Source organism: Yersinia thracica (assembly GCF_902170565.1).
In the GTDB taxonomy this organism is placed as follows: domain Bacteria; phylum Pseudomonadota; class Gammaproteobacteria; order Enterobacterales; family Enterobacteriaceae; genus Yersinia; species Yersinia thracica.
This window is the reverse complement of sequence record NZ_CABHXX010000090.1, coordinates 1-17,257: the sequence shown is the minus strand read 5'-3', so window position 1 is coordinate 17,257 and position 17,257 is coordinate 1. Positions and strand designations below refer to the sequence as shown.

The window sequence follows — 17,257 nt, the reverse complement described above, 5'->3', positions numbered from 1 at the left end:
TTTAGGTTCAAAAACCGGTCTTAAAGTGGCGCACTTTTAAAGCATAACTGTGGCTCATTTTTAGACCATAATTGACATATGTGGGTTCTCCAGCGTGTCTTCCTGCACAATCTCAAAATCGGCATAGTGAACACCGTGCAAAATCATGTTCATCCGCGCTAGGTTGTAGGTAGTGCGGTTCATCTCCTGACCGTAAATTTTACCCACTGAGGCGGCTTCACGTTTCATACGCAACAGCAAAGAGCCGGAACCACAGGTGGGGTCATACACGTTTTTCAGTTTGAGTTTGTGCGCAGTGACAATGCGCGCCAACAGGGTAGAAACTGGCTGAGGAGTATAGAATTCACCCGCCTTTTTACCCGCCCCACTGGCGAACTGACCAATTAAGTACTCATAGGCATCGCCTAAAATATCGGCGCTCGCTTCGCTAAGATCAAAGCTCAGGCTATCGAGGTGCAATAACACTTTACCAATTAGCTCATTTTTAGCTTTGGCGGTGTTGCCCAGTTTGCTGGAGCCTAAATCAAGGTCTTCAAACAGGTTACTGAAATCGTCGGCGGAATCAGTGCCTAGTGTACTTTGTTCAATATTACGCAGGGCTTGGGTCAGATCTTCCAGAATAAAGCCCTGGCCCGCGCCTTTTTGGTCGGCCTCAAAACGCTTGGCCATCGAGTGAAACAACTCGGACGGTGGCAGGAAATAACCGAGGGTTGGGATGCTGTCTTCTTTCACCGCCGCAATCATTTCATCGTCGCCAGCGTTACCGGCTTTTAGCTCGTTGTATTGCACGCCATCGGCTTTGAGGATTTCATTGGCGTAACCCACGAACTTTTCAGACAGGTATTTGTAAAAGATAAAGCCGAGGCAATAATCACGGAATTCATCGGCATTCATCTTGCCACGCAGGGTGTCGGCAATATTCCACAAGCGGGATTGGAGTTCGTTTAAATTTTGAGCTTCGGTCTGAGGAGACATGGTGCTTCCTGTATTGAACGTCATGCATAACTGATTACGGTTATCGATTTGCTGCAATTGTACCATCGAATTACACAATAATATGGGATGAATATCATCGCTCTTCAAGGTTGAAAACCGTCACTTTGTTGATCAAAACGATGCTTGCAACAATCTTATTTAGCCAAAATCATGAGACAAGGGTAAATTTACCTAATTAGATGAGTTAACAGGATATTTCATAGGTAATTATTAGGATGAAAGCCAAAGAAGCCAAATTGCTCAATTTTTTGCAAACTGCACCACAGTTAGTTATTCCTATCTACCAGCGCCTTTATTCCTGGGGAATCAAAGAGTGTGAACAGTTGTGGGAGGATATTATTCGCTGTGGTAAGGATAATGAGAACAACGGCCATTTTATTGGCTCAGTGGTCTACATTGAACACGGTTTATATTCGGTTACCTCCCAATCACCGTTGCTGATTATTGACGGACAACAACGTGTCACCACCGCCTCATTGTTAATTGCTGCGTTGGCTGAAGCGGTTGGTGACGACGAATTTATTGAAGGATTTAATCAGGCTCAGTTACGCGGTTTTTATTTAACCAATCCTCTGTTATCTGGTGAAAAACGTTACAAGCTCATCTTGTCACAAACGGACAACCCAACATTACGTGCAATTATCGATGGTAAGCCGCAGCCGGAACTTTATTCTTTACGTGTGAAAGAGAATTTCGAATTCTTCCAAGAGAAACTTAAAAATAAATCTATTCTGGAAACAGTGTGCCGAGGCCTTAGCAAGTTAATTGTGGTCGATATCTCTTTACAGCGTGATCATGATAATCCACAGCTTATCTTCGAAAGCATGAACTCAACGGGTAAAAAGCTAAGCCAGGCTGATCTCATCCGTAACTATATTCTGATGGGGTTAGAAAGTGAGCGCCAAACCACATTGTATAATGACTATTGGCATAAAATGGAGTTGCTGTTTGGCCAAGAGGCTTATTCAGAACAGTTCGACTTTTTCATGCGCCATTATTTAACGGTGAAGACCGGCGATATTCCTAAAGTTAACGATGTGTATGAGGCATTTAAGCAATACTACTTGCGTAGTAACCTGCCGGTTGAGTCTGTTGTCACCGATATCCATCAATATGCAGTTTATTACTGTGCAATCGCATTGGGCGTAGAGAAGAATAAATTATTAAAAGAGATATTCCAGAATATCCGTGAACTACGTATGGATGTCGCTTATCCACTGATGTTAGAACTTTATGATGACTACCAACATGGAGTACTTCAGCTCAGCGAATTCATTGAGGCATTGCGTTTAATGGAGAGCTATGTCTTTCGTCGGGCTGTTTGTGCCATTCCAGCTAACTCAATGAATAAGACTTTTGCCGGGTTAAGCAAAAGTTTTAATAAAGAACGTTATCTGGAAAGTTTCAAAGCTGCATTTATGTTGCTACCGTCATACCGACGTTTCCCTAATGACGAAGAGTTTAAACGCGAGATACAACTACGTGATCTCTATAATTTTAGAAGCCGTAGCTATTGGCTGAAGAAGTTGGAGAACCATAATCACAAAGAACCGATCCCCGTTGATGAATACACTATTGAACATATCATGCCGCAATGTGACAACAATGTAGAAAAGGTGCCAATGACGTGGCAACTGGCATTAGGGGAGGAATGGCAGCGTGTTTGGGAAACATGGCGTCATACTCTGGGTAATCTTACATTGACGGGCTATAACTCGGAATATAGCAATAAATCATTTGTTGAAAAGCGCGATATGGAGGGCGGGTTTAAATACAGCCATTTGCGTTTGAACGATGGACTTTCTGCTTTGGATACATGGAATGAAGAAACCATTTTAGCCCGAGCGAAAAAAATGGCTGAACAGGCGAGCAATGTTTGGCCATACGCAAATCTTTCCGCTGATATTTTAAATACATATAAACCTCAGAGTGAAACTAATACTGCTTATGGTTTTGACGATCATCCATATTTAGCTAAAGAACATGTTAGTGTTTTGTTTGAAGCATTACGTAAAGCGGTACTGGCACTAGACCCTTGTGTCACTGAGGTGTTCCTCAAGTTGTATATCGCTTATAAAGCTGAGGTGAATTTTGTCGATGTGGTACCACAAGCCAAGCGATTACTACTTTTACTCAACATTCCGTTTGCTGAAATCAACGACCCGCGCGGATTATGTCGAGATGTCACTAGCATTGGCCGTTGGGGCAATGGTGATGTCGAAGTCGGATTTGAGAAACTGGAAGACCTTCCGCATGTTATGGCACTAGTTACTCAGGCTTTTGAACGCCAGATGGATAATTAATCTCCCGCGTTTAGGGGGAAGAGGTATTGGATTGCTAGGCTATACAATCTTTTTATAACCAAGAACCTACATTCCAACCAAGTCTGGTGACAAATCACTCATTCAGTATATAATGGATATAACCGATATATCCATTTGCGCGACGAGGTGAATGATGCCGAGTAGAGTGAACACCGTGCGGCGTAAAGAATTCCCTTATGAAATTAAGACCCTGAGTGGGAACGAGCTGCATAACTTCAATACGCATGCTGATTCCGAGTATTTGGTCATTGATTTGGGGAATGTTAAAGGCCGTCATTCAGACTTTAATAAAACAATAGAGGTGGCGATGAGTGCGGCAATGAATGCAGTGCTGGCCTCTATGCCTGAACTTGCTCCGGTAGCGAAAAAGAGTAAGGCAGTAAGCCTCCCATCGGCTGTTAAGTCGGTTGTTGATGGGGTGGATAAGCAGGCTCGTACAGCGCGTAATGCCCAGCGTCGTGAACAGCTTAATGCCAGAATACTTGCAGATTCCGTATGGCTGACAGCACGTGAATTGTCAGAAAAAGCGAGTTTCAAAAATACCAACCCCAGTGCAGGGCCGAACCGCTGGAAGTCTGCTGGCCGAATTTTTGCACTTCAGCTTAATGGAAAAGACAAATACCCTGAATACGCATTAGATGAAGGGTTCCGCCCGATCCCAGTGGTTAAGCAAGTGATATCTCTATTAGGTGAAAAGAAAACACCTTGGGGGTTGGCTATCTGGTTTGGCTCTGAAAACAGTTGGTTAGGTGGGAAAAAGCCAAAAGATGTGCTGGCAACTATGCCAAAGCAAGTTTTGCTAGCGGCACAGGCTGAAGCAGAGGGAGGGGCTCATGGCTGATTCAGACGACAAGGATAATGTTGTCAGAAAAGTACCTGTACCCAAGGCCGATTTACAAGTGAACTTCACCACTTGGATTGCTGGGAAGCTTATCTACCGGATACATTCGGCGGAGTTTACCGCTACTCAGTTCAATCCAGGCAAAGGAAATGCACGATTTAGTCCGATGGATAATGGTGTATCCACTCTATACGGTGGAGTGAGTACCGGTGTTGCGGTAATGGAAACTATCTTTCATGACCTGCCCCCCGATTCTGCCAGTGCGCCATATGATTTAGGCAAGTTAGAGGGATTGGTACATTCCGCAGTGAAACTCAGTGAAGATCTGCATCTTGTTGATCTCAATCCAAAGACATTACGAAAAATGGGCGTGAAGAGGGCCGATATTTTGGATTCATCGGCGGATCAATATGTGTTCACCCGTGAATACTCTGTAGCAATACATCAGGCTTATCCTGCTGCACAGGGCTTACAATGGTCTTCTAAACAGCATGGTGACACTGCTGTAATGCTTTTTGGCGACAGGGTAAGGTCAGAGCAACTTGGGGTTGATATTGAATCTGAAAGGGTGCTTGAGTCAGAAACGGTGATGGACGTGATAGAACAAGAGGCTGATCAACTTGGTGTGGTACTTATCGAGCCACAGGGTGGTAACGAGCCAGGTAAAATATAACTCGTCAGCTCCTTTCGTGGGCCTCAAAAATCCCAATGCTTAAAAGACACAAAACCCTCAAGGGGTCAAAAACGGGGTCTGACACATTTTGAAGTTTAAAAATAAACCTATATTACAAGGTCTTGGATTTATTTTACGAGTCCGGCCTTCGCACCATTAGTATGTAAATAGACCTCAACTGAGGTCTTTTTTTATGCCTGAAATCCAGTCCCCGCAAGGCTCTTCTCGCTTTTTCACTCAACATAAGTCAACCTGATTCAATCTACATCAACTTACTGATGTGGGTACAATTGCGGGTATATCCCGGTTCGATAATGTTTGTACCCACGCAGAACCCTTGAAAGGATACTCAACATGGCTCTGAGTGATGTGAAGGTTCGTGCAGCCAAGCCAGAAGCAAAAGCCTATAAGCTCACTGACGGCGAAGGCATGGTTTTGCTTGTTCATCCTAATGGTTCCAAATATTGGCGGCTAGCGGTAGAATTGACTTTATTGGTCTTCATCCGTTCCAGTGAATTACGTTTTGCCCGTTGGTCAGAAGTAGATTTTGAAACTGCCATGTGGACCATTCCTGGAGAACGTGAACCACTTGAGGGTGTTAAGCATTCGCACCGAGGTTCAAAAATGCGCACTCCCCATCTTGTCCCCTTATCCCGCCAGGCCCTCGCTATTCTGGGAAAGATCAAAAGCATGAGTGGAAATCGTGAGCTGATCTTTATCGGTGATCATGACCCACGTAAACCAATGAGTGAAAACACGGTAAACAAAGCCCTACGCGTGATGGGCTATGACACGAAGGTTGAAGTCTGCGGCCACGGTTTCAGAACCATGGCCTGTAGTTCATTGATTGAGTCGGGATTATGGTCTAGGGATGCAGTAGAACGGCAGATGAGCCATCAGGAGCGCAAGTCAGTGCGTGCGGCTTATATCCATAAAGCCGAGCATCTGGATGAACGTAGACTGGTAGACTGATGGTGCAGTGGTGGGCGGATTTTCTGGATGCAAACAGGCAGCAAGCTATCTCACCTTTTGATTATGCAAAAGTAAATAATCCATTCAAATAACCATAACTAGCCTTTTATCGTAATACATCTCATTCAATAATTTTTTATTTCACTGAAAGCCTCTGTCAAAAGACAGGGGCTTTTTGCGTTTTAATCAACCTAAAAGGAAATCCTGATGGAAAATAACATTTGTTGTCCGGTAGACGCAGATCTGAAAGACAGATTTAGCCAGATCGATACCAATGACTTTTATCGAGTTCATGATGCAGTACCTCTAAAAAAAGAACACTCAGCATAAGTGTGGCAGGACTTACGCTGAGGGAGGAATGTCCATCACATCACCAACAACATCTCTGTCACTTAAGAAATCATCCGTTTGTGCCAAAATAAACTGCTTTAAAAACTGATCAATGCGAATATTCAGCTTAAATAGAGGTATGGCTACACCGTCTTGTTTTTCAAAATAGATCCTAGCTTTCGCTGTATTTACCGAATCTTTTAATGCGTCGAAGCGACCAAAGTCGTTGAGATTATTGTCATTAACACTATCAGCCATTAATGCTATGAGCCGTTCTTTATCTAAACCAAGAGCATTAACAACGGCGTTTAATTGCGCATTTTCAGCGTTATCTTTGTAGGTGTTGATGTAGTCTCTAAAAGTATGGCCTTCAATTAACTGCGCATCGCCGCGCTGCAAGTCGTGCAAAAAGAGCTTGGCGTACTTTTGTTCGCTTTGGGTGAGCGATGCAAACGACTTGTGTAGCTCATTTAATGTGGTTTCAATGCTCGCAGGGTCTTGGTGTTGGTTCAGCTCTTTTAAAAATTTATCAAAGCGGCTGTTCATGTAGTCGGCATCGATTTTGCCGGTATCTATCTCAGTTAAATAACCACTGATATCAAAGGGCACATCGCCCTCACCTGCGCCACCGCCATCACCTTTGCCTACCAGCTCTTTATAGCGCAGAACCAGGCTCAGGTAAGTTTGTTCGTCTATGGCCAGCGTTACCTCATGTTCTACATCATTTTCAGTAAAGGAATAGATCGACTGTTCCCAATGAAAACCTTGTACTTTAGCCGCTGCCAGGTGTTGGCTAAAGGTGTTAAATAATTTGGCGAATTGGGCACAGGTTTCTATATCGTCTGGCAGTTTTTCAAAGTTCTCAACACCCGCACTGACGAATAGCTCGGTAATGTCCGCCACTAATTCATTAATGGCTTTAAGGTTACTTTCTAACCTATCAACAAATAAGCCGATAGGTCTGTCGCCGGAATAGAGTTTTACCGCATCGTTAATGTACTGTTCCATGGTGTGTGGATAACGATAATAACGGATGATGCCGTGGGGTTTGTCGGGGCCAAACAAGCGATTGGTGCGTGAGAACGCTTGAATAATATTTTGGTATTTAATCACCTTATCTAAATACAAGGTATTAAGCCATTTAGAGTCAAAGCCAGTGAGCATTTGATCCACTACAATCAGTAAATCTAATTGCTTCGAAGGCTCGGTATGGATGCGCTCGTAAGGCTTTTTATGGGCAAGGCGTGCCGCTAAATCTTTTTTAAAGGCCGCGTGGCGGGCAAAATCAAAGTCCTGGCCATAACGCGCGTTATAGTCGGCCATAATTTCGTCCAGGCCCTCGCCTTTAAAGGTGGGGCCACGGTCGCCACTGCCGTCGTTATCAATATTTGGGTCAAATAGAGCCGATACTTTAAGTTCCGGTTTGGCGGCTTTTAAACGGCGGTAATAGTCAATGGCTTCGGCAATGCTGCTAGTGGCCAAAATAGCGTGAAACTTATTGGCCTGGCTGAGCACATCCCACTCTGCCAGAATATCTTCTACTACTTTTTCTTGATGGGCTTCAGTGAGATATTGCTCTTTTGGCACATAATCTTCTATGCCTTTGACATACTTACCTGTTGCATCTTTATGGCCAGCCATTGGCACATCATTCATAAAATAATTAAATTTTTTCTTTTTGGCAGCCGTAGACATTGCATCTGCAACCGAATCGGCCTTAGCCTGTTCAAGGGCGACGGCCTGGCGTAGATCTTTATCTTTAAAGGTACAGACTTTGTAAGGGTCAAAGCCCAAAACATTGCCGTCGCGAATACCGTCGGCAATGCTGTAGCGGTGTAGCTCGTTGCCAAATACGGTACTGGTGGTATTGCCGTTTTTTTCGTTTTCTTCTTGAATCGGTGTGCCGGTAAAGCCAAAAAACAAGGCGCGCGGAAAGGTACGTTTAATAATAATCAGCATGTCGCCAAAGGTAGAGCGGTGCGCCTCATCGACAATAAATACCAAACGTTTAGCGCGAATTTTTTCTATGTCGGCCGAATTTGTTGCTGTTCCCTCATCATCAACTTCTTCAAAAATATTACTCATTTTTTGAATAGAGCTAACAATTAACGTATCGGCGGGAGCGGTGCTTTTTAATTTGGTAATGAGTACATGAGTATTTTCGGTGGCTTGAACGTCTTCACCATCGCCAGCAAAATTGCGGTATTCCGCGAGCGACTGGGTGCCCAGCTCAATCCTGTCCATTAAAAAAATCACTTTATCGGCATCTTTCGATTGCGCAATCAACTGCGCCGATTTAAAGCTGGTCATGGTTTTACCCGAACCGGTGGTATGCCACACATAACCCCCGAGGCGATCGGGGTTATTGGCCGCGCTACCCAGTTGCTGCCAGTTGGTTTTGGCCACTTTGTCAGATATCGCATTGGCGGCGTAATACTGATAACTGCGCATGACCTTAAGCACGCCGTCGGTATCGTCGGCGACGGTATAAAAACCAATCAACTGGTGCGCCATAGGGATAGAAAGCAAGGTAGAGGCGATGTCTTTCCAGTGGTTCATGGGTTCGTTATTAAAATCGGCCCAGTTAAATTGATAGTCGGTATTAAATTTGCCGTCTAGCCCGGGGTTGGCAAAGTATTTGGTCTCGTTTGGCTCCATGGCCACAAACACTTGGATGAGCGAAAACAGGCCGCTAAATACACCCTCTTTACTGTACTTTTCAATTTGATTTACGGCCTGGCTAACCGGAATGCCGCTGCGCTTTAGCTCGACATGGATAACCGGCATACCGTTGATCAGTAAGAGCACATCGCCACGGCGGTCATTGCGCAAAGGGCTGCCGCGTTCAAATTTGGGTTGCTGCACAATTTGGTAACGGCTTTGGCCCGCGGCGATTTCCTGGCGATCGTATATTTTTAAGCTGACTTCTTTGCCCATATGCAAGGTATCTGCTGGGTTATCGCGCTTAATCGCCACGGTTTTGCCGTTAATTAAACCGTTTAGCTTGAGCGGGGTTTTAAGTTCTTTTATTTGCTCAATAATTTGCTGCATTTCCGTATCGGTTAACGGCACATCGTTTAAGCGATCCCGCAGGCGATTATTTTCAAATAAAATGGACGCCCAATTTTGCAGTAAATCCGCTTCGGTTTTATTTTTGAGTATCTCTGTTTCCCAGCCCTTATGGGTCAGTACTTCAATAAAGGCCTGCTCAAATTGCGCTTCGGTTTTAAAGGTGGTCATGAACACTCCCTATATAAACATTTTGCTCAAGCAGGCCTGCTTGATGTTATTTAATTTGGCGATTTGCTGTTGGTGTTGGTTGATTAATGCGTCGAGCTTTTGGAAATAGTTGCCGATGGCGGTTTGTTCTTCGTCGGAGCACGTATTTATTGGTGTTGCTTTCGCTTGTTCAATTGTGTAGTGCGCAATTGTTCCTGTATGAGAAATACTTTTAATGTGTTGTTTGAAAGATACGCTAAAGAAAAATGTATATAGGAAATACCCATTGAATTTTTCATTATTCTTTAGCCAAAGCAAGTCAGCATCCTTGAAATATAAAGGACTATCGTTCGGAACTAGGTAAGGAATACCAATAGAGCCACCACCAGTTATAAGCAGATCATCTTTTGTTACCTTACCAATTTTCTCAGATAGACCGTGGTAAATCTCGTGAGAAATATAGGCTTTGGTGTTTTCCTGTCCTTTGTAAATAGATACAACATCGCTTGTTCTAAAAAATGGCACGCCTGCTTCAGTCCATTGCTCTTTATGAACTCGCGCGGCAGATCTAATATCTATTAATTCACCTAGATTATTTTCAACCCACTCCCCACTAAACCCTTTAAAGCGGATTTCTGGAACAGTTTCGCCTGGTTTGGGGAACATCTTTTCAAGCATGGCTTTTTTAATGTTGCTGAGCTTGTCATGCTTTTGTTGGTGCTGGTTGATTAGGCTATCGAGTTTTTGGAAGTAGTTGCCGATGACGTTTTGTTCTTGTCTTTCAGGTGTACTAATTTCGGTGTCTAAAATGTTTTTGTTGTAGAGTCGTTTGATAGTGCTGCCTTCTAGCCCACTCCATTTAACCATAGAATAAAAAACCTTTAAGAAAGCATTGTCTATCTTTCCATCATGTTTTAGCCAAACAATATTTGAGTCCTGAAAGTATTGATCTTCCCCTTTGTATTCAACAACGCGACCAATACTTCCAGAAGCTGACAGTAGAAGGTCTCCCGCAACTGGATATGGGTATTTTGCTTTATATTCATCAAATAGAGCTTTATTAATAAAAGCATCAGGTTGCTTTCCAAAAGTACCTATTTTAAAGAATGGAACGTCACCGGTTATGGTCGTTTGATGCTTAAAAATTCTTTTATTCATGGCGACAGAACCAAGATCACCCAAAGTTAGGTTTTCCCACTCCCCACTAAACCCTTTAAACCGAATCTCTGGCACCTTATTATTCACACTCATCTTATTCGCCCTTCAATAAGTTGGTGAGTTCAGCCAAGCCCTGTAAATCAAATTCATTACCGGTGAGCTGGCTCATCATCTGTGCCAGTTCTTGCTCGGTGTTTTTTATCTCATTGGCCACTTGCGAGTAAGTGACGGCGTATTTATCGGCAAGGGCTTGCACTTGGCTAGTCAGTTGGCTAATCACTGTGTTTGGCATGGCGGCGAGTTCGGTGCTTAATGGCGCAATCCATTTAAGGTACAGCAGGTTGTTCACTTGTTCATCAGTTAATGCTTCGATAGTTATTTTGGTTTTTAAGTGCAGGGCAGTGGCGGCATCTTTGACCGTTTTTTTCAGGGATTTTTCTTCATCGATTAATTTGTTCGCGCGAATAATTTTGGCTTCATAGCTGTCTTCGGCAAATTTAGTTTTGGCATCTTTTTGCTCTTTCAAGAAGACTTTGGCTGCCTTACCGACTTCGGCATTGGCAAAGCCGTCTTGGCTTTCTTTGACTGTATCTTGTTCTTTTTCTTCTTCGGTTAGAGATTCTAAAATTTCTTCCAGCATGCTGGCGATTTCTGCCAGGCGGGTTTCTTGAGCTGCCAGGGCTTGTAAGTCATCACTTAAGTACGTTTGTTGCACTAAATCAAACGGCAATATGTGGCCTTTCCAGCCATCTTGTACTTCAGTGTCTTGGCCGTTTTTTTTCTTTATAACAATGTTGGGGTCAACTTGTTTGGCGGCGGCAAAGCCTTCGGTTTGCATCATTTCTAAATCGGCGCTGATGAGTTGCCATTGGTTGTTCAGAAATTGATAGGCTTGGTATTTGTCGATGAGGGCAATGGGAGCTAAGCGGGTAAATAGCTCGGCACTTAATACCGCCTCTTGTTGGTTACGCTTTACGCTGTGCCAGTTTTGTATTAACTGGATGTTTAGGTAGTCATCAAAGCCATTAAAAGCTTGGTTGTAGGCGCTGATAAACTCTAGCACTTGCGGGTGCCCACTAATACTGGCGTTGACGTCTTGTTTGGCAATAGCCAGCTCACTGTAAGCGGCGGATTTTGGCGTAAACAGAGTATCGTGCAATTGCGGGAAAGCTTGCCAAAAATGATGTAGCTCGGCAATTTCGCTGTTGGGGATGCCGCCGAGCATGGTGGCGTGTAAATCCCAGCTTGGTGCCGCCGCAGAGGAATCCACATAGCGCGGTATGTTGAGGTTGTAACTGTTGTCGCGCAGGGTTTGTTTGCTCACCAGTTGCGAGAACTTGTCGATACTTTCGCGGTTAATCACCGCATCAGTAATGCGTTTGATATCACTGGCTTGCAGTTTGTTGTTTTTGCCTTCTTTCATAAAGTGTTTGGAGGCATCGACCACCAATACATCGGTGTTTTGGCGTTTTTGCTTGAGTATCAAAATCACCGTGGGAATACCGGTGCCAAAAAAGATATTGGCCGGTAAACCGATAATGGTGTCAATGTGATTCTGCTCAATGAGTTGCTTGCGAATTTGACCTTCTTCACCGCCACGGAACAAGACCCCATGGGGCAGTACGATAGCCATAATGCCATCGGGTTTTAGGTGGTAGAGGTCGTGCAGCAAAAAAGCAAAATCGGCTTTGGTTTTAGGTGCCAGGCCAAAACGTGAATAGCGAGGATCGCTGTCTTTAAAGCTGGGATCCCAGTTTTGTGAGTAAGGCGGGTTGGACACTACGGCATCGACGTGCAAAGCGTAGTATGAGCCTTGAGGATCGCTGTCATCAAAATATGGCCAATCTTCTTCCAGGGTGTCGCCATTACGGGTTTTAATGTTGCTGGCTTTGATACCGCGCATGATGAGGTTCATACGGGTTAGGTTGTAGGTATTGGCTTTTAACTCTTGCGCGTAATAGGTGATGCTGTCTTTGTTTTTAGCGTATTGCTCGAACGCCTCACCGATATTGATCAGCAACGAACCCGAGCCGGAGGTAGGGTCGTAAATTTTGATGGTATCTTTGTGTTTTAACTCGTGGGCGATGATGTTCGACATGAGTACAGAGACTTCATGAGGCGTGTAAAACTCGCCGGCTTTTTTACCTGCATTGGCGGCAAATTTCTCAAGCAGGTATTCGTAAATGTAGCCCAGTACGTCATACCCTTGATTACCATTCATGGGGATGCTTTTGATCAGGTGCAGTAAGTCACTGATGGCTTTGGTGCGTTTGCCAGCACTTTCACCCAGTTTGCTTAAACCGGTTTCTAAGGTGGTAAAAATGCCTTCAAACAGTTTTTTGTAAGTTGGCGAAATCAAACGGCTAAAGGCCGAGAGCGCATCACGTACGTTAGATTCATCAAAGTCGGATGTGGAATCAACCCAGGTAGAAAACAGATTATCGTAGGCAATAAAGTAGCCCAGGTTGTCTTGCACGTATTTAACGGTGTCGGCGTCTTCTTCATTGAGGGCTTTGATATCTTCGGCCGTCATACCCTGTTTGGTGACAAACTGCACCAGCTGGTCGCTTAGGTACTTGTAGAAGATAAAGCCGAGTATGTAATCTTTGTATTCGTTGGCTTCAATTTTAGAGCGCATCTGGTTGGCAGATTCCCAGATTTTTGCCGCAAGCTGCTGTTTATTCACAATGATTCCTGTTAAAAGCAATTCTTTTTCGAAACGGGCTATTTTAGGGTTTTGATTGTACGTTTGATAAGAGCTTCTTGCTAGCGGCAAGGCTTTACGAGTCTGTGTCAGTGAGTAGTCTGCAGTCTCGATTCCTACCAAGATAGCCACCTTCATCTGAGACAGCTTCGATGTTTTGGACTGGCCCATTCCAACTGGCTTAGCCACTATATATTGGACACATCACTCGCCCACATCATCCTCTCACCGCGCTTTGCTGTTATCTGGTATGGCACAACCCATAATTTTAAAGTATCTGAGAAAGCAAAATGCTGCGGTATCGGTTGGTTAAAGTCATCATGCGCGGGGTAAATCAGATACATCTCGCCTGTTCCACTAAGGTATTTTTGGCCATAGGCAAACATTTGATAGAAGTCAGATTGCGCTAATCCATACAGTGATTTTTTTTGTGAGTTGCTATCCACCAGCTTCCATTTTGTATCCATCACCATTTTGGTTTGAACCGGCTGGCGTGATTGAATCAGCAAGTCTGGGCGAAGCTTAAAGCGGTCGTAAGCCCCATGTTTCACCAAGGAATAAGTGGCTGCTTGCGATTTAACTTTGAGGTGAGGGGGTAATTCATCGGGGAGGGTTTGTGCAACAAAAGACTCAAACACTGTAATGATGTGATGGACGCCCCTTCCTAAGGTAGTCAGTGCCATACTTTTACTGACTACATTAATCTGGGAGTAACATCATATGAACACGATCAGAGTTGTTGGTATCGATATTGCCAAATCCGTTTTTCAAGTTTGTGTCTGGATGATTGATGGCTCTGTTGCCTGGAACAAAAAAGTAACTCGCCAGAAACTGCTGGATACGCTTCGCCAGTTCGAACCGGGAACTATGATGGCGATGGAAGCCTGTTCAACCTCTCATTTCTGGGGCCGAACACTCAGTGCTATGGGATTCAGCGTCAGACTCATCCCCGCCCAACACGTAAAAGCATTTGCTAAAAGTCAGAAGAACGATGCAAACGATGCGCTGGCAATTTGTGAAACCGCATGCCGTCCGGGTATCCACTTTGTCCCGATTAAAACCACGGAGCAACAGGATATCAAAGCGCTGCGCAATACCCGTCAGCTTATGGTTGAGCAAAGAACCGCGCTGGCCAACCAGCTTCGTTCTCTGCTCGCTGAATATGGTCTCATTATTCCTGTCGAGATCCAGCGTCTGGATCAACAGCTACCCGAATTTATAGAAGATGCATCTAACGACTTAACTTTCACGCTTCGTCGTTTACTTAATTCACTACGGGAAGATATGCAGGTATTAAATGAACGCGTAACCGTCCCTGTAACAGCCTGAAGTTGACCTGGGTAATCAAATACCGGTGTAGTGATAAGGAAACAGGGTTCGGATTACATCATGGCGCAGGTAAATTTACCTACTATGACGCCGGATATATGGTCGCAAACCGTATCGAACCAGTACTTGTAACACCCGGGGCGTCCATATATGGTCAACTGAAACCGGTAAGCCTTATCCGGCAGCTCCTTTCCTCGAGTTTTATTGGGGCCAGCTATTACAGAGCAAAATGGATTTAAAACGTTATAACCTGCATAAGCAGGATGATTATATCAAGGCGCGTGAAAGACGTGGCAGTATTGATGGTCAATGTCCCTAAGCAACAGCTAATAGGGCATTGAGGTCAAACGGCGGCAGCTTTAGGGCAGATGAGTCACATAAAAAACGTTTAAATAAGTTGGCAAAACCAGATTCTAAATTGGCTAAGGCGCTTGAATATCAAGCCAGCCATTTAAGTTTACCGAGATTATGGGGGAAATAAAAAGGCTCAAATCATCAATTGAGGGTCCTGCTGACAAAAGTCGGCCAGATGATCAATCAGAGCCCGGACTCTGGCCGGAACGTACTGTTGCTGCGACCATACCGCATAAATCTCCCGGGGGGCGCCCTGCCACTCCGGTAATACTCTGACCAGCTCGCCGCGCTGGAGTGCGTTATGACACAAACTCAATGGGCAAAACAGAATCCCTAATCCGGCCAGTGCCGCCTGTAGCGCCAGATAAATGCCGTTAACACAAAATTTTCCCTGTGGCTGCCAGCGCAGGGTTTCTCCATTCTGGCGGTGTTGCATCACCCAGGTTGATAGTGGCGCACTGATTACCAAGTCGCGTAGCCTCAGCTCATCCATAGATTCAGGAATGCCATTTTTCGCCAGATAATCAGGTGAAGCGACCAACAGTATTTCTTTGCTCTGCCCCAGCTTTCGCATATTAAGTAATGAATCCGGCTGAGCGCCCACGCGGATCGCCACGTCAGCGCCGCTACCAATCAAATCCTGAGTGTAATTATTCAGCTCCAGCTCAAGCCGAACTTCGGGGTATTGTGTCAAAAATGACACCCAGGCGGGAGCCAGATTATCATTGGCTAAATCCGCCGGAGCCAGTATCCGGATCAAGCCACTGATCTGGTGCAATGTCACGTCCAGCTTTGCCGTTGCTTGCTGTAAAGAATGTACCAGCGGGCGACACTGTTCGTAATACTGCCAGCCTTCACTCGTCGGCGTCATGCGCCGGGCGCTGCGATGCAGCAAGCGGCAACCTAAATGCTGCTCTAACTTCTGTAAACGGCGCGTCAGTGTGGAAGCCGGAATTGCAGCCTTTTCTGCTGCGGCCCGCAAACTTCCTGTTTCTACAATGCTCACAAATAGGGCTAATTCATCCAGCATGATTTCATTTTTGGAATTTAAGATTGAATTTATCAATCTAGTTTCATTAATCAACCTTGTCTAGAATTTCTTACTGGTTGTTTTGAACACATTTTTCCCAATAGGAAATACTCATATGCATAGTTATCGTTTCAAACAGTTTGGCAATATTGAGCACTTAGAACTTCATCAGGAAGAGATGCCGACACTTGAGGCCAGAGAAGTGCTCATTCGGGTGCGCGCCACCTCACTGAATTATCGCGATCTGGCTATTATGAAGGGTGAATACACCTTACCGTCCCAGCCGGGGCATATTCCGCTATCCGATGCCGCCGGTGAAGTTATTCAAATTGGCAAGCGGGTTGAACGTTTTAAGGTCGGCGATAGAGTGGTGAATACCTTTATGCCCCGTTGGTTTGGCGGCGCTTTTCAGGCCTCAGCATATGATGAACTTTATGGAAGTGACCGCGATGGTTGGCTGACTGAATATAAAGTAGTTAGTGAGGAATCACTAATATCATTACCCGACTACCTGAGTTTCGAACAGGGGGCAACACTTCCCTGTGCGGCAGTGACCGCGTGGACGGCATTGAACGGCGACAGGCCGGTTAAAGCTGGTGAGACGGTTTTAACCTTAGGTTCCGGTGGTGTTTCACTGTTTGCTATCCAGCTAGCAAAATCAATAGGTGCAAGAGTTATCGCCACCACCTCGAGTGCAGCCAAAAGCGCGGAGTTGAAAGCGCTGGGTGCTGATGAAGTCATCAATTATGTTCAACACCCTGAATGGAATGAGGAAGTTCTGCGCTTAACTGCTGGGCGAGGGGTTAATCGAGTGGTCGAGGTCGGCGGCCCTGGAACGCTGAATCAGTCCATTCGCTCTATCTGCATTGGTGGTGAGCTGGCGCTGATCGGATTTGTTGCGCGGGATGCGGTGGCAATAGATTTCTTCAGCCTGTTTAAAAGTGCAGCCCGCTTTCGGACGATCAGTGTGGGCTCACGTGAGGATTTCGAACAAATGAATCGGGCGTTAGTGCAGCATAAAATTATACCCGTCATTGATAGCGTTTTTCCTTTTGCCGAAGCTAAACAGGCCTGGCAGCGCTTTAATTCACGCCAGAACGTAGGGAAAGTTGTTATTAGTCATTAGTCGCTATCCACTTTGCTAGACTAAATTAGCGAGTCAGATAATTCTTATAATTCAATTAATTGGAATTAACGGGTGAGTATTATTTTCGCATGATAAATATGAAAAGAAAGTCACCCTAAGGTGGTAATGCCGATCACTTAAGGATCAGTTGAACGATCCTTGTACTATGAGAAAATCCGGAGCAGGTTCTGTTTCCGGATT

Annotated in this window: 9 protein-coding genes and 3 pseudogenes; 6 read left to right on the top strand and 6 right to left on the bottom strand. The window is 44.9% G+C overall.

All coding sequences use genetic code 11. The annotated features are described in order from the left end of the window. Positions 1-60: 60 nt before the first annotated feature. Positions 61-975: an N-6 DNA methylase gene (locus FTA91_RS12515; RefSeq protein ID WP_235896854.1), complete on the bottom strand. Its 915-nt coding sequence runs from the start codon at positions 973-975 to the stop codon at positions 61-63. Between the two features lie 236 nt (positions 976-1,211). Here FTA91_RS12515 and FTA91_RS12510 point away from each other — a divergent pair, with 236 nt between their 5' ends. The 4 genes and pseudogenes from FTA91_RS12510 (at position 1,212) to FTA91_RS12495 (ending at position 5,898) form a co-directional block, all read left to right on the top strand. Beyond that, a complete protein-coding gene (locus FTA91_RS12510) occupies positions 1,212-3,299 on the top strand; it encodes a DUF262 and DUF1524 domain-containing protein (protein ID WP_145583429.1) in 2,088 nt (695 codons plus the stop codon). A gap of 151 nt (positions 3,300-3,450) precedes the next feature. Next, on the top strand, positions 3,451-4,161 hold the full coding sequence (locus FTA91_RS12505; protein ID WP_235896853.1) for an integrase: 711 nt from the start codon (positions 3,451-3,453) through the stop codon (positions 4,159-4,161). Continuing rightward, positions 4,154-4,834: an RES family NAD+ phosphorylase gene (locus FTA91_RS12500; protein ID WP_145583425.1), complete on the top strand. Its 681-nt coding sequence runs from the start codon at positions 4,154-4,156 to the stop codon at positions 4,832-4,834. Before FTA91_RS12505 ends, FTA91_RS12500 begins: the two co-directional genes overlap by 8 nt. A gap of 354 nt (positions 4,835-5,188) precedes the next feature. After that, a pseudogene (locus tag FTA91_RS12495) lies at positions 5,189-5,898 on the top strand (tyrosine-type recombinase/integrase). A 250-nt stretch (positions 5,899-6,148) separates the two neighbouring features. On the opposite strand, the gene FTA91_RS12490 reads toward FTA91_RS12495, so the two are convergent. From FTA91_RS12490 to FTA91_RS12475, 4 genes and pseudogenes are all read right to left on the bottom strand, one after another. Then, positions 6,149-9,376, bottom strand: coding sequence for a type I restriction endonuclease subunit R, EcoR124 family (locus tag FTA91_RS12490; protein ID WP_145583423.1), 3,228 nt, complete (start codon positions 9,374-9,376; stop codon positions 6,149-6,151). A 9-nt stretch (positions 9,377-9,385) separates the two neighbouring features. Then, positions 9,386-10,606 carry a restriction endonuclease subunit S gene (locus FTA91_RS12485; protein ID WP_145583421.1) on the bottom strand — a complete coding sequence of 407 codons (1,221 nt, stop codon included), beginning with the start codon at positions 10,604-10,606 and terminating at the stop codon, positions 9,386-9,388. A 1-nt stretch (position 10,607) separates the two neighbouring features. After that, positions 10,608-13,199, bottom strand: coding sequence for a type I restriction-modification system subunit M (locus FTA91_RS12480; RefSeq protein WP_145583419.1), 2,592 nt, complete (start codon positions 13,197-13,199; stop codon positions 10,608-10,610). A 206-nt stretch (positions 13,200-13,405) separates the two neighbouring features. After that, a pseudogene (locus FTA91_RS12475) lies at positions 13,406-13,855 on the bottom strand (5-methylcytosine restriction system specificity protein McrC); the annotation flags it as partial. 82 nt (positions 13,856-13,937) lie between these two features. On the opposite strand from FTA91_RS12475, the pseudogene FTA91_RS12470 reads away from it, so the two are divergent. Further along, a pseudogene (locus FTA91_RS12470) lies at positions 13,938-14,525 on the top strand (IS110 family RNA-guided transposase); the annotation flags it as partial. Positions 14,526-15,033: 508 nt separating this feature from the next. On the opposite strand, the gene FTA91_RS12465 reads toward FTA91_RS12470, so the two are convergent. Continuing rightward, a complete protein-coding gene (locus tag FTA91_RS12465; RefSeq protein ID WP_145536091.1) occupies positions 15,034-15,930 on the bottom strand; it encodes a LysR family transcriptional regulator in 897 nt (298 codons plus the stop codon). Between the two features lie 115 nt (positions 15,931-16,045). Here FTA91_RS12465 and FTA91_RS12460 point away from each other — a divergent pair, with 115 nt between their 5' ends. After that, complete coding sequence (locus FTA91_RS12460) at positions 16,046-17,056, top strand: zinc-dependent alcohol dehydrogenase family protein (protein WP_050116503.1); 1,011 nt, start codon at positions 16,046-16,048, stop codon at positions 17,054-17,056. Positions 17,057-17,257: the final 201 nt, after the last annotated feature.